Genomic DNA, 14744 nt, shown 5'->3' with positions numbered 1-14744 from the left:
CCCTTTTATAAATTATTAATAAAATAAAAATGGTAAATAACAAATATATTTATATCTCAGTTGCTTATTTACAAGCAAATTTCAGTACTCATTAATTTTTGACAATTAGCTTTTTATAGAATGAAGTGATAAGGCTTTTAACTGCAAGGACTGCGGGAGATATCCTAATATACGAAGTGAAAGTGGGAGTAGTTCAAACACTTTAGCTAAACATATTAATAAAAATTATATATAATAATCATAGTCTATACGTTAAAATTAACTATATATTTTTACACCTTCTACGATTGTAGGTGAAATTAGTTGTATAACAGGACTGAATTAAATAATTGGACATGTTAATTTTGACAGAAAATTCATTTTAATGATATAGGTAATACAATTTGATTACCTCTTTTCAAACTGTATGGTTTGAGGTTCACATAATATAGGGATGGATAATATATTTTTGTTCCAAACTTATTTATACTTACAAAAAAATTCAAGAAAATAGATGGTAAATATCACCTGGAATATTAAGCTCGTTTTTATTAGGAGGATTACAAAGTATGACTAAAGTTGATAAGATTAAAGAAAAAATTATTGAAACATCTTTATATTTATTTAATACTAATGGGATAACTCGCACATCCATACAGGATATAATGACAGCTACTGAACTACCTAAAGGATCTATTTATCGTAGATTCAAAAGTAAAGAAGAAATTGTCCTTGCTGCCTATGACAAAAGTGGTGAGATTATGTGGAGTCATTTTCATAAAGCAATGGAAAATAAAAAGACAGCAATCGATAAAATTCTTGCAATTTTCCTTGTATATCAAGATGCAGCTAATAATCCTCCTATTGCTGGAGGCTGTCCATTACTTAATAGCGCAATTGAAAGTACTGGAGTATTTCCAGAATTACAAAAAGCAGCAGCAAAAGGTTATGATGATACAGTAATGTTAATGGCTTCTCTCATAAAAGAAGGAATAGAGAAACAAGAACTTAAAGAAGATATAGATATTATATCGCTCGCTTCTTTTCTTGCATCTTCAATGGAGGGAGCTATTATGGCAAGTCGCGTATCTAACGATAATATACACCATCATTATTTTATTGAACAAATAAAACATCATCTTTTCTCTTATTCTAAATAAGTGAGAACTTGCAGTGTTTCCATCCGATTTTTATAAACTTAAATTGAATACATACCCCTTATGAACAGTATCTTTTGTTTATGAGGGGTATTTGAATAGCTTTTAGACGATGTTTCATGTTTCTTATTGAACGGCTTTGTTATCGTTACTACAGGAAAAGCAATAAAGAATGAATTACATATAAACTGATTTATATGTTGTAAGTGTTTCTATATTGGGTTTGTAAATCTACACAATAAGGTTTCATTGTATATAATAAGTGGAATAGAAGTTCAGTTAGATAAAATTCGGTAGTCGAATTTTTTTGCATAAAGCTGTATAATGCTTGTAACGAAAGGGAAATACAGGAAGGGATTTGTAATGAGTTACTATGGAAAAAGATAAACAACAATTAAGCGTTGAAGTTGCAAGATTATATTATCAATCAGATTATAGTCAGCAAGAAATTGCTAACAAATTAAATATTTCAAGACCGACGATTTCTAGATTGTTAAAGTACGCGAAAGAAAAAGGGTTTGTTCAAATTAGCATCGCCGATCCATTTGCGGATTTAGATAACGTTGGGAATTTACTGAAAGAAAAGTACAACTTGTTAGAGGCACATGTTGTGTTTTCTCCAGTACCGGAATATGCAACGATTACAGAGTATATAAGTAAATATGCTGCTGAGTATATGGAAAAGACGGTTAAAAACGGTGATATTGTTGGTGTAAGCTGGGGAATGACGATGTATGAAATCGCTAGAAAAATCGTACCGCAACATGTAAAAGGGGTAGAGGTTGTCCAGCTAAAAGGTGGTATTAGTCATTCAAGTGTAAATACATATGCGAATGAGACGATAGCTTTATTTGCAGATGCTTTTCAAACGACGCCAAGAAATCTACCTCTTCCAGTTATATTTGATAATGCAGTGACAAAAGAATTAGTGGAGCAGGATCGACATATTCATCACATTATCGAAATGGGAAAACAAGCGAATATTGCAATTTTTACTGTAGGAACAGTGCGAGACGAAGCGTTATTATTCCGATTAGGTTATTTCGATAAGGATGAAACAAATTTACTCAAAAAACAATCGGTCGGTGACATTTGTTCACGTTTCTTTGATGGAGACGGAAATATTAGTAGCGAAGAAATCAATAAGCGTACCATTGGAATTGAGTTAGAGGAACTGAAATTAAAGAAACGCTCTATTTTAGTTGCAGGTGGTAATAGAAAAATAAAAGCAATTGATGGTGCGTTACGTGGCGGGTATGCGAATGTATTAATTATCGATCAGCATACAGCAAAAGAACTGTTACATTATCAAAAAGGTTAGAAATAAAAGGAGTTCTCAAAATTAACATATTGAGAACTCCTTTTATTTTGTTATGTATGAATGATAGGAGTCTTTTTTGAACACAAATTGCTTTTTTAAAAATAATTATGGATATGGAGATACATACTACCATTGTTAACATAGAAAATTTGATTATATATGAAGTGTTCTTTGTTAGAATGCGCTTTATTTACTACAAGAAAATGCCTTTTAAAAAAGAATGAACAAAATTTCAAAAGTGTATTTACATTTGTTCAACTAAGAGTTAGAATGAAGTTGTTAAAAGATATGAGGAGTGAAGATAATGAACATTGCAAAGTTAATTGACCATACAATTTTAAAAGCTAATACTACTAAAGAAGATGTTATGAAAGTAATCGAAGAAGCAAAGGAATATAAATTCGCTTCTGTTTGTATTAACCCAACATGGGTAAAATTAGCGGCTGATGAACTAGCTGGACATGATGTAGACGTTTGTACTGTAATCGGTTTCCCATTAGGAGCAAGCACTACTGAAACAAAAGCATTTGAAACAAAAGATGCTATCGCAAAAGGTGCAACTGAAGTTGATATGGTAATCAACGTAGGCGCTTTAAAAGATGGCGATAACGAATTTGTTGAAAAAGACATTTATGAAGTAGTACAAGCAGCAAAAGGAAAAGCTCTTGTAAAAGTAATCATTGAAACTTGCCTATTAACAGATGAAGAGAAAGTACGTGCTTGTGAATTATCAGTAAAAGCTGGTGCTGATTTCGTAAAAACTTCAACTGGATTCTCAACTGGCGGAGCAACTGCTGAAGATATCGCATTAATGCGTAAAACAGTAGGACCAAACGTTGGTGTAAAAGCATCTGGCGGTGTTCGTACACGTGAAGATGCAGACAAAATGGTAGCTGCTGGAGCTTCTCGCGTTGGAGCAAGTGCTAGTGTTGCAATCGTATTAAATGATGCAAAAGGTGCTACAGATAACTACTAATCGATAAAAGCTTAAAGCAATAGATATACGTTTAAAGTATATCTATTGCTTTAATAATTGAAAAAAATGTAAGCGGATACGAATGGGAGGAAACGGCTTATGAAATACTTAATCGGTGTTTTTGGCCTCGTATTGATTTTAGGTATCGCTTGGCTTGCTAGTAATGATAGAAAGAAAGTCAAATATCGTCCAATCATAACGATGGTTATATTACAATTCATTTTGGGGTTTCTATTATTAAATACAAGTGTAGGGAATATATTAATTAGCGGAATAGCAGATGGTTTTGGAGAGCTATTAAAATATGCCGCTGACGGTGTGAATTTCGTATTTGGTGGATTAGTAAATCAAAAAGAGTTTTCGTTCTTTTTAAGTGTATTAATGCCAATCGTATTTATATCAGCCTTAATAGGTATTTTGCAACATATTAAAGTATTACCTATTATTGTGAAATCTATCGGTCTAGCATTAAGTAAAGTAAATGGAATGGGGAAACTAGAATCATATAACGCTGTTGCATCTGCGATTTTAGGACAATCTGAAGTATTTATTTCAGTTAAGAAACAACTAGGGTTATTGCCAGAGAAAAGAATGTATACATTATGTGCATCAGCAATGTCTACAGTTTCTATGTCTATCGTTGGATCATATATGGTGTTATTAAAACCACAATATGTTGTAACCGCTTTAGTGCTTAACTTATTCGGTGGTTTCATCATTGCTTCTATCATTAACCCATATGAAGTTACTGAGGAAGAAGATATGTTAGAAGTACAAGAAGAAGAGAAGAAGACCTTCTTTGAAGTATTAGGGGAATACATTATTGATGGATTTAAAGTTGCGATTACAGTAGCAGCTATGTTAGTCGGTTTCGTTGCTCTTATCGCATTCATTAATGCAGTATTTAAAGGTGTAATCGGTATTTCATTCCAAGAAATTCTTGGTTATGCATTTGCACCATTTGCATTTATTATGGGTGTACCTTGGCATGAAGCAGTTAATGCCGGAAATATTATGGCAACAAAATTAGTATCAAATGAATTTGTCGCTATGACAGATTTAGCACAAGGAAACTTTAATTTCTCAGATAGAACGACAGCGATTATCTCTGTATTCTTAGTTTCATTTGCAAACTTCTCTTCAATTGGGATTATTGCAGGGGCAGTTAAGAGCTTAAATGAAAAGCAAGGGAATGTAGTCGCAAGATTTGGTTTGAAATTACTATTCGGTGCAACATTAGTAAGTTTCTTATCAGCAACAATCGTTGGCTTATTATTTTAATAGATTTATATAATATAAAAAGGAATGGTGATTGTAATGAGAATGGTAGATATTATTGCAAAAAAACGTGACGGCAAAGAATTAACGACTGAAGAAATCAAATTCTTTATTAATGGATATACAGACGGAAGTATTCCTGATTATCAAGTGAGTGCGCTTGCAATGGCAATCTTCTTTAAAGATATGACAGATCGCGAACGTGCAGATTTAACGATGGCGATGGTTGAGTCTGGAGAAACGATCGACTTATCAGCAATTGAAGGAATTAAAGTAGACAAACATTCAACTGGCGGTGTTGGTGATACAACAACATTAGTATTAGGACCGTTAGTAGCTGCTTTAGATGTACCAGTAGCAAAAATGTCTGGTCGTGGTTTAGGACATACAGGCGGAACAATTGATAAATTAGAAGCGGTAGAAGGATTCCACGTTGAAATTACGAAAGAACAATTCATTGATATTGTAAACCGTGACAAAGTAGCTGTTATTGGACAAACAGGAAACTTAACACCTGCAGATAAAAAGATTTATGCATTACGCGACGTAACAGGAACTGTTAACTCAATTCCTTTAATCGCAAGTTCAATTATGAGTAAAAAAATTGCAGCTGGTGCTGACGCAATCGTACTTGATGTAAAAACAGGTGCTGGTGCATTTATGAAAACAGAAGAAGATGCAAAAGAATTAGCACATGCAATGGTACGTATCGGAAATAACGTAGGACGTCAAACAATGGCAGTTATTTCAGATATGTCACAACCTCTTGGATTTGCGATTGGTAATGCTCTAGAAGTGAAAGAAGCAATTGATACGTTAAAAGGTGAAGGTCCAGAAGATTTAACAGAATTAGTACTTGTATTAGGAAGTCAAATGGTCGTACTTGCGAAAAAAGCAAATACGTTAGAAGAAGCTCGTGAAATGCTAATTGAAGTGATGAAAAACGGAAAAGCAACTGCGAAATTTAAAGAGTTCTTAAGCAATCAAGGCGGAGATAGCTCAATTGTAGACAATCCAGAAAAAATGCCACAAGCGAAGTATGTAATTGATGTACCTGCAAAAACTTCAGGTGTTATTTCTAACATTGTTGCAGATGAGATTGGTATTGCAGCTATGTTACTTGGTGCAGGTCGTGCAACGAAGGAAGATGAAATCGATTTAGCAGTAGGATTAATGTTACGTAAAAAAGTTGGCGATGCAGTAAAAGAAGGCGAGCCGTTCGTAACAATCTACGCAAACCGTGAAAATGTAGAAGATGTAAAAGCAAAAATTTATGAGAACATCTCTATCGCTGAAACAGCAGTGGCTCCTAAATTAGTTCATACAGTTATTACTGACTAATGATCATTTCATTTACTTTGAGGGGGAAATAATATGGATAAGAAAAAATATATTGAAGAAGCAAACAAGATGTTATCGAAAGCGTATATTCCGTATTCTAAATTTCCTGTTGGCGCAGCGTTAGTTACGAAAGAAGGGAAAGTCTATACTGGTTGTAATATAGAAAATGCTTCTTACGGTTTATGTAACTGTGCAGAAAGAACAGCAATATTTAAAGCGGTATCAGAAGGGGAGCGCGATTTTAGTTACTTAGTTATTACAGGAGAAACTGATGGACCGATTTCACCATGTGGTGCGTGTAGACAAGTAATTGCTGAATTCTGTGATCCGAAAATGCCTGTATTACTAACGAATGTAAAAGGTGATGAAAAAGAAGTGACTGTTGAGCAATTACTTCCAGGTGCTTTCACAATTGACGATTTAAAATAAGTTAAAAAGCCATTTTGCAATTATTAATTGCAGAATGGCTTTTTTGTTCATATTCCGTTCATAAACTTTGCGTAAAATGATTGCAGCGAATATGGAAAGTTTACAGCAGGAGGAATATAATGAAGAAATTCTATAATGTGGCATGTAGTTACTTATTGGTTTATGATTTTGTTAAAAAAGTCATTTAAATAGATAGGAGTGGAAAGTATGATAGCACTTTTATCAAGTGTCGTAGCAGTTTGTATGGCTGTTGGGGTAATGTTTCTACGTTTTAAAGCAGCGAAAAAGCCGGTAACGAAAAAGAAAATTATATTGCCGCCAATTTTTATGAGTACAGGCGCAATGATGTACTTTTTACCAGAGTTTCGATTAACATCGTTAGAAATAGTCGAGGCAATTAGTATAGGGCTTATTTTCTCTATTTTTCTTATTAAAACAACTAAGTTCGAAATAAAAGGCGAACATATATTTATGAAACCGTCAAAAGCATTCATATTTATTTTAGTAGGCTTATTAGCTGTACGCGTGGCATTAAAGTCATATTTAAGCCAATCAATTGATTTGGCAGAGTTAAGCGGAATGTTTTTCTTACTTGCATTTGCGATGATTGTGTCGTGGAGAATTGCGATGTATCGCTCGTTTACTAAATTAAAAAAGACAATAAAAAGAGCTGGAATTTCTATATAGGAAATCCAGCTCTTTTTATGTTTTATTAGAATTCTTTAGCTCGGAACTCATTTGCTTAATTTTAAACGTATTTGAGCATCTTGTAATGCAGCAGGTGTAACGTTAAGACCATTTTGATCAACAATTTTTGTGTTTAATAAAATGGAATCTAGGCTTCCACGAAATGTTTCTGTATAGTTTTGACGTAACATTTGTTGTTCTTGTTTTTCATCAACTGTTAATCCAGTTGCTTTTTCTTTTTTTGACAATTCGTTAATACGGAATAAAATGTTTTTCATTTGATTCACCTCTAGTTAGATTTAATTATATTAGTTACTTACTAATATATAGTTATTTTAACGCTTAATTTTTATTATGTCAACACCATCTAAAAGGTTAAAAATTGACGAAAAATTATAACAATAATAAAATGAATAACAGAGGACAATTAGCTTTACAAGCATACATAGAACACTAGGGGGATTATTATGAAATCAACATTTTTTGCTCAAAATAGAGAAAGACTAACGAAAACATTACCTGATGAATCCGTTACGATTTTATTTGCGGGACAAGCACCGCATATGTCAGCTGATGCACATTATAAATTTGTACCGAATCGTAATTTTTACTACTTAACGGGAATCGATGAACCAAATGTTATTTTTATGCTGAAAAAGTTTGGGAATAGTGTAGAAGAAACACTTTTCATTGAAAAATCAGATCCAGTAATGGAAAAATGGGTTGGGAAGACAGTTTCTAGCGAAGAAGCAGAGGGAATTTCAGGTATAAAGAAAGTTGTATATTTAGATAGCTTTGAAAAGACAATGTCAAATATACTTTTTACAGAAAATGCGAAGCATCTATATTTAGATATAGAACGTCGTGATTGGAATGGTACGGAGACAAAAACATTAGCATTTGCTAAACATGTAAGAGAAAAATACCCACACGTAACAATTGGTAATGTATATCCGAACATTTGTGAATTACGAGTATTTAAAACAGAGGAAGAAATTGAAATTATTAAAGAAGCGATTGCTGTAACGAAAGATGGTATTTACAATGTGTTAAAAAATGCAAAAGCAGGCATGATGGAGTATGAATTAGAAGCTCAATTTGATTTTACACTGAAATCATCTGGCATTAAGCACCATGCGTTCAATACAATTTTGGCGAGTGGGAAAAATGCTACAGTTCTTCATTATGAAGATAATGATGCACAAATTCAAAATGGTGACTTAGTATTACTAGATTTAGGTGCTCAAAAAGACTACTATAACGCTGATATTAGTTATACATTCCCGGCAAATGGAACATTCTCTAGTCGTCAAAAACAAATTTATAATATTGTATTAAAAGCATTAAAAGAAACAACAGCGCTTATTAAGCCAGGATTAAAGTTCGCTGCATTAAATGAGCATACAAAAAAGGTACTGGCAGAAGAGTGTAAAGCAATTGGTTTAATTCAAGAAGATGAAGAGTTATCAAAATACTATTATCATGGTGTCAGCCATTTCCTTGGTTTAGATACACATGATGTAGGAACATATAAAGATAGAGTGTTAGAAGAAGGTATGGTTATAACAATTGAACCTGGTCTTTATATTGAAGGAGAATCAATTGGAATTCGTATTGAAGATGACATTCTTGTAACGAAAGACGGGTATGAAAACTTGTCAAAAGATATCATTAGGGAAGTTGAAGAAATTGAAGAATTTATGAGTGTAAATAATGAACATGTAAAAGGAAACCAAGCTGTAGTTAAATAATAAAAGAGTCATCACTAATTTATTTGAACTTTATCTCGAACCGTGGACAATTAAAAAATCCATGATTCGGGATAGGGTTCTTTTCTTCGAAATACTAATCTTTAATTATTAATCCTAATAAAGTAGCAAACTGAACAGCTTGATATGTTGATACTTTACATCCTCTTAAATCGTTCACTGAAACTGTAAGTGTATCAAAGGTAGAAGAACTAATATCTATCCCCTTCAGTGATGTCTGATCAAAATTAGCTTCATCAAGACTACATAATTGGAATTCAACTTTTTTAAGTTTACAGTCAAAAAAATCTGCATTATTTAATGAAGTTTCATTGAAGATGATTTTTTCTAGTTTGGAATTTCCAAATGCCGCTAAATTCAAAATTGAATTCTCAAATTTAACATTTCCTAAGCTAGATTCTGTGAAATTTACTCCGATTAATTTACTGTTTTTAAATTCGACTCTGTGAACAGAAGAATTGCTTAAATTAACATTTGATAAATCACAGTTTTCAAAACAAACATCTGTAATATCAATATTGCTAAAGTCTGTATTAGTAAACTTACAGTTTTTTATCACCGCATCATATAATCGCACTCTATCTACAGATTCATTTTCGAAAGTGGAGTCTATAATTTCACACACTTCCAATGTTGGATCTTCTTCATAAAAAATATCTTGAAAATTCTTTGAAGATAACTCTGGTGAAATTTTTGGTCTATCAATTTTCATCGTATATCAATCCTCTTCTATTTGATATATTTGTGTAATTTGAGTCTATTGTCTTCTTGTAAGGAACATTAGTTCTTATTATACAAAAATGTAAGTTCTTTTGTGAAGAGCATTTTAGCTACATTTTTCTTATTTAATAATAGCAGTGTTATTGTTTCTTAAGAAATAACGTCAAAACAAATACGAGAACGGCTAGTATAGTCGCTACAAGGAAAATATTTTGTATTACTAAAATATTCGCCTCTTGTAATGTCTCCGCTTTTAGTAATCTTCCAATTAGCTTACGTAAGATCTAATTACATCTCCTTATTTTCTTGAAAATCAACTTCTATAATGATTTTGAAAAAGAAAAAGGAGGGATTTTCCATGAAGCGATTTGTATTAACAGCCGTTACAGTCTCTGTAATATTTTTAATTGCTGCCTGTTCTGTGACGACAAATATAACAAATGATCATAAAAATATGAATGATAAAAAAACACTACAGACTGAAACAGCTACAACACCATTGAAAGTTGAAAAAGGACCAGAAGTTACTTTAATAGCGAAAGAAGAAAAGCAAAAATTAAGTAACGGTGTTATTGTTCCAGTCTGGACATTTAATGGCTCATCTCCTGGTTCAGAAATTCGGGTGAAAAAAGGTGAAAAGGTGAAAGTGACATTAAAAAATGAATTATCTGCACCAGTATCTATTCATTGGCATGGATATCCTATCCCAAATAACATGGATGGAATTCCAGGCGTGACACAAGATGCAGTTGAACCAGGAAAAAGTTTCACTTACGAATTTGAAGCGAACGTACCAGGAACGTACTGGTATCACTCGCATCAAGATTCTGTAAATCAATTAGATAGAGGTTTGTATGGAGCGCTCATTGTAGAAGATACAAAGGAAAAATATGATAAAGATTACACATTAATGTTGGATGAATGGGTTACAGATAAAGAAGAAATGAATAAGCAGTTAAAAGAAATGACAAAAGGACAAATAGGTAATAAATCTAAAGGTAATGAAAATGGGGAAAAGAATGATGATAAGAACGGCATGGCTCATTCTGATATGAACATGGGCAGTGATAAAAAAGACTCTAGTAATATGGAAGGAATGGACCATGGAAATATGAAGATGGAAGGTCATGATATGAGTATGTACGATTTATTCACAATCAATGGAAAAAGCGGTGATTTAGTAGCGCCATTAAAAGTGAATAAGGGAGATAACGTTCGTCTTAGACTCGTCAATGCTGGTTATCTATCACATGATATACATGTTCATGGCCATGATATAAAAGTAATTGCGACAGATGGTCAACCAATAAACGATCCAAAAGTTATAAAGGATAAAGTAATTTCAATCGCACCGGGTGAACGTTATGATATTGAATTTACTGCTAATAATCCTGGGAAATGGTATGTTGAAGACCATTCGAAAAATAAAGGTGCAAAAGGAATGAAAGCTGTTATTGAGTATGATGGCAGCAAAGAGATGAAAGATAAAACAGACGAAAAAGAAAAATTACCGAAAGTAGATATAATGAAATATGGTACTAAAAAATTAGGTAGTTTCACGTTAAATCAAGAGTATACTGCCACATATAATATGGACTTAAATACGCAAATGAATGGAAATGAAATGGTATATACAATTAACGGAAAGGTATTTCCAGATATTGACCCAATTCAAGTAAAAAAGGGTGATTTAGTAAAAGTAAAATTAGTAAATGGTTCTAAAATGGACGATCATCCAATGCATTTACATGGTCACTTCTTCCAGTTATTGAGTAAAGATGGAAAACCGATAGAAGGTTCTCCAATTGTGAAAGATACATTGAACTTAAAACCGGGAGAAGAATATGAAGTAGCCTTTGTAGCAGATAATCCGGGCGATTGGATGTTCCACTGTCATGATTTACACCATGCTTCAGCTGGGATGGTAACAGAAGTAAAATATACAGATTACAAATCGGATTATGTTCCAAACCGAAACATTCCTAATAAGCCAGAGTAATATTAAGCAGTTATCCTATGGATAACTGCTTATTCATTTTTGTTGCAAGTACTAATGTATGTGTTGATCATGCCCGGATGTAGGTGAGGGAGTATGATCTGGGAATGTCGCGAATACGGCAACGATAATTACTACACTAATTGAAAGTAATGACAAAAAACGCTGTTGGATAAAAGTAGAAAAGTTCTCCGATAATAATTGAATCACACAGGACATAGTAATCGTTATAGTAAGTAAAAGGCTAATGAACAATATACTATGAGCTTGTTGAGCGTTTAACATTTCTGTAATCATTGCTCCCATCATACTTGCCATTAATCCAGAGAACATTCCTTCTAAAGCGGTATATAGGTGAAAACGTAGACCGATTAAAAAGCCGATAAAACCACTAATTGAAATAGCAAGCAAAGTAGAATATAGTAATTCCTCCTTAAAGAGAATGCCTAAGTAAAAACCAATACTTAAACCGATACTCATACTAAAAGACATAATAAATACCATATACTCCATTAGGGTACCCTTACGTTTGGAAATATAGGATGTAATAAGAATCGAAGTACAGCAAAGTGTTAAGGTAGTTAACGTATAAGCAAACATTATGATACCTCCTTGTCCTATCGTTCATTTCATCATATGTTTATATGGAGGGTACTTATGCTTATTAATATCTGCATATTATCTGCACAATTTCATAGATGTAGGCAAAGAGACGTTTGATTTTTTAGGGCGTCTTTTTTAATTATAAGCATGTGAAAGAAATTGTTATATTATGAGTTTCTATTGTGAAGCCATAAAGAATAAGCGTATAATATTATAGGTCTCACATTTGCGAGACAAACCGCGAATGATAAATAAGATTGTTGTTTTATCATCGCTTCTAAACATATAGACAATGAAAGTAACACTGGAATACAGATAGGGAGTTATAAAATGAAATTAATTATTGCCGAGAAACCAGATCAAGGGTTGGCTCTTGTTTCACAGTTTAAATATCGCCGGAAAGATGGATATTTAGAGGTAGAAGCGAATGAGTTATTTCCAAATGGAGCGTACTGTACATGGGCAATTGGTCATTTGACGCAGTTATGTAATCCAGAGCATTATCACGCAGAGTGGAAAAAATGGTCACTTAATACGTTACCGATGATTCCAGAGCGTTTTCAATTTGAAGTAACAAAGTCGAAGTATAAACAGTTTAACGTTGTGAAACAGCTGTTACATAATCCACAGGTAACAGAAATTATTCACGCAGGCGATGCTGGGCGTGAAGGGGAACTGATCGTACGAAATATTATTAATCTTTGTAACGTGCAAAAGCCGATGAAGCGTCTATGGATTTCGTCTTTAACGAAGCAAGCTATTTACCAAGGGTTTAAAAATCTACTTGATGAATCAGATACAATTAATACGTATTACGAAGCATACACAAGATCTTGTGCTGACTGGGTTGTTGGTATGAATGCATCACGTGTCTTTAGTATTTTGCTAAAGAAAAAAGGAATGAATGATATATTTTCTGCTGGTCGTGTCCAGACACCAACGTTAGCATTGATTGTAAAGCGAGAGAAAGAAATTGAAAACTTTAAGTCAGAGCCTTTCTGGGAAGTGTTTGCAACCTTTAATATAGAAGGAAAGAAATATGACGGAAAATGGGAAAAGGATAATGAATCCCGCTTAAAAGACCCTGATATGGCGAATAAAATTGCGGCATTTTGCCAAGGGAAACCGGCTGTTGTGAAGGAAATGAAAACGGAGCGTAAAGAGTTTCAGCCGCCACTTTTATTTAACTTATCATCACTGCAAGCAACGGCAAATAAAGCCTTTAAGTTTTCACCGAAAAAGACGCTTGATATAACGCAAGCACTCTATCAAAAAGGGATTGTTTCTTATCCACGTTCAGATTCTAACTATGTTACACAAGGAGAAGCAGCGACGTTCCCTGATATTTTACAGAAGTTAAGTCAGTTTGATGAATATAAAGGCTTATTACCGGCTCCGGTTGAATCCATTATGAATAACAAGCGTTATGTAAATGAAAAGAAAGTAACAGATCACTACGCAATTATTCCGACAGAGCAAGTTACAAACCCAAGCAGACTATCAGGTGATGAAAAGAAAATATACGATATGATCGTAAGAAGGCTTATTGCAGCTCATTATGAAGTTGCAATCTTTGACTATACAACGATTGTAACGCTTGTAGATGAACGTGCTGAATTCATTTCAAAAGGAAAACAGCAAATTCAAGAAGGTTGGCGTAAAGTTATTTTCCAAGACGATAAAGATGACGAAACCATTCTTCCAATTGTAGCTGAAGGCGAAGAAGGAAAAGTTGTAAAGGTGAAAGTGAAAGAAGGAAAAACACAGCCACCGAAGCGCTATACAGAAGGACAACTTATTACGTTAATGAAAACAGCTGGTAAGTATTTAGAGAATGAAGAGCTGGAGAAAGTATTAAAGAAAACAGAAGGTTTAGGTACGGAAGCGACTCGCGCAGGTATTATTACGATGCTGAAAGACCGTAAGTATATAGATGTAAAGAAAAACCAAGTGTATGCGACTGATAAAGGAAAAGTATTAATTACCGCAATTGGTGATAAAATACTAGCTTCACCAGAAATGACTGCGAAATGGGAACAACGTCTTGCGGAAATTGGTGAAGGTACAGCTTCACCAGCTACATTTATGGAACAGACGAAAAAGCTATCAGCTAAAATTATTGAAGATGCAGTGGAAATGTCTGAGAAGTGGGATTTCACTGGACTACATGTTGAATCGATTGAACGAAAAGGATCGAAATTTACAACGGGTAAAAAGGTTGGTAGCTGTAAAAAATGTGATGGCGATGTAATTGATAAGTCAACGTTTTACGGTTGTTCTAACTATAATACAACGCAATGTGATTTCACCATTTCAAAGAAGATATTAAGTAAAACAATTTCGCAAAAGAATATGACAAAGCTCTTAAAAGGTGAAAAGACGGATTTAATTAAAGGCTTTAAAAAGGGCGAGAAAACGTTTGATGCGAAATTAGAGTGGAAAGATAATAAGATTAACTTTGTATTTGAGAATTAATTTGTTAAAAGAG

At 33.4% G+C, this 14744-nt stretch carries 13 protein-coding genes; 10 read left to right on the top strand and 3 right to left on the bottom strand.

All coding sequences use genetic code 11. The features are described from left to right. Positions 1 to 548 precede the first annotated feature (548 nt). The 7 genes from ACTFR3_RS07500 to ACTFR3_RS07470 all read left to right on the top strand — a co-directional run bounded on the left by ACTFR3_RS07500 (position 549) and on the right by ACTFR3_RS07470 (position 7168). Positions 549 to 1139, top strand: coding sequence for a TetR/AcrR family transcriptional regulator (locus ACTFR3_RS07500; RefSeq protein WP_000169640.1), 591 nt, complete (start codon positions 549 to 551; stop codon positions 1137 to 1139). A 370-nt stretch (positions 1140 to 1509) separates the two neighbouring features. Further along, positions 1510 to 2457 carry a sugar-binding transcriptional regulator gene (locus ACTFR3_RS07495; RefSeq protein WP_000409781.1) on the top strand — a complete coding sequence of 316 codons (948 nt, stop codon included), beginning with the start codon at positions 1510 to 1512 and terminating at the stop codon, positions 2455 to 2457. A gap of 304 nt (positions 2458 to 2761) precedes the next feature. Next, positions 2762 to 3433: a deoxyribose-phosphate aldolase gene (gene deoC / locus ACTFR3_RS07490; protein WP_001017440.1), complete on the top strand. Its 672-nt coding sequence runs from the start codon at positions 2762 to 2764 to the stop codon at positions 3431 to 3433. Positions 3434 to 3532: 99 nt separating this feature from the next. Further along, positions 3533 to 4714, top strand: coding sequence for a NupC/NupG family nucleoside CNT transporter (locus ACTFR3_RS07485; protein ID WP_000876188.1), 1182 nt, complete (start codon positions 3533 to 3535; stop codon positions 4712 to 4714). Between the two features lie 36 nt (positions 4715 to 4750). Then, the gene (locus ACTFR3_RS07480; protein WP_002093946.1) at positions 4751 to 6052 is read left to right on the top strand and encodes a pyrimidine-nucleoside phosphorylase; all 1302 of its coding nucleotides are present in this window, start codon (positions 4751 to 4753) and stop codon (positions 6050 to 6052) included. Between the two features lie 33 nt (positions 6053 to 6085). Continuing rightward, positions 6086 to 6481 carry a cytidine deaminase gene (locus ACTFR3_RS07475; protein WP_000358545.1) on the top strand — a complete coding sequence of 132 codons (396 nt, stop codon included), beginning with the start codon at positions 6086 to 6088 and terminating at the stop codon, positions 6479 to 6481. A 207-nt stretch (positions 6482 to 6688) separates the two neighbouring features. Next, the gene (locus ACTFR3_RS07470) at positions 6689 to 7168 is read left to right on the top strand and encodes a CcdC family protein (RefSeq protein WP_000561075.1); all 480 of its coding nucleotides are present in this window, start codon (positions 6689 to 6691) and stop codon (positions 7166 to 7168) included. Positions 7169 to 7215: 47 nt separating this feature from the next. Here the strand turns inward: ACTFR3_RS07470 and ACTFR3_RS07465 are convergent, their stop codons facing one another. Next, positions 7216 to 7446: a DUF896 domain-containing protein gene (locus ACTFR3_RS07465; RefSeq protein WP_000789782.1), complete on the bottom strand. Its 231-nt coding sequence runs from the start codon at positions 7444 to 7446 to the stop codon at positions 7216 to 7218. Positions 7447 to 7635: 189 nt separating this feature from the next. Between ACTFR3_RS07465 and ACTFR3_RS07460 the strand changes: the two genes are divergently transcribed. After that, on the top strand, positions 7636 to 8919 hold the full coding sequence (locus tag ACTFR3_RS07460; protein WP_000842981.1) for an aminopeptidase P family protein: 1284 nt from the start codon (positions 7636 to 7638) through the stop codon (positions 8917 to 8919). A 94-nt stretch (positions 8920 to 9013) separates the two neighbouring features. Here the strand turns inward: ACTFR3_RS07460 and ACTFR3_RS07455 are convergent, their stop codons facing one another. Next, on the bottom strand, positions 9014 to 9649 hold the full coding sequence (locus ACTFR3_RS07455; RefSeq protein WP_000687270.1) for a pentapeptide repeat-containing protein: 636 nt from the start codon (positions 9647 to 9649) through the stop codon (positions 9014 to 9016). 366 nt (positions 9650 to 10015) lie between these two features. On the opposite strand from ACTFR3_RS07455, the gene ACTFR3_RS07450 reads away from it, so the two are divergent. Continuing rightward, positions 10016 to 11656 carry a multicopper oxidase family protein gene (locus ACTFR3_RS07450; RefSeq protein WP_440044324.1) on the top strand — a complete coding sequence of 547 codons (1641 nt, stop codon included), beginning with the start codon at positions 10016 to 10018 and terminating at the stop codon, positions 11654 to 11656. A gap of 51 nt (positions 11657 to 11707) precedes the next feature. Here the strand turns inward: ACTFR3_RS07450 and ACTFR3_RS07445 are convergent, their stop codons facing one another. Next, positions 11708 to 12253 carry a hypothetical protein gene (locus ACTFR3_RS07445; RefSeq protein ID WP_000458537.1) on the bottom strand — a complete coding sequence of 182 codons (546 nt, stop codon included), beginning with the start codon at positions 12251 to 12253 and terminating at the stop codon, positions 11708 to 11710. Positions 12254 to 12586: 333 nt separating this feature from the next. Between ACTFR3_RS07445 and topB the strand changes: the two genes are divergently transcribed. After that, the gene (gene topB / locus ACTFR3_RS07440) at positions 12587 to 14731 is read left to right on the top strand and encodes a DNA topoisomerase III (protein ID WP_440044323.1); all 2145 of its coding nucleotides are present in this window, start codon (positions 12587 to 12589) and stop codon (positions 14729 to 14731) included. Positions 14732 to 14744 lie beyond the last annotated feature (13 nt).

Source organism: Bacillus cereus group sp. MYBK14-1 (assembly GCF_051916885.1).
Lineage (GTDB): Bacteria > Bacillota > Bacilli > Bacillales > Bacillaceae_G > Bacillus_A > Bacillus_A cereus.
This window is presented reverse-complemented; position numbering and strand designations above follow the sequence as displayed.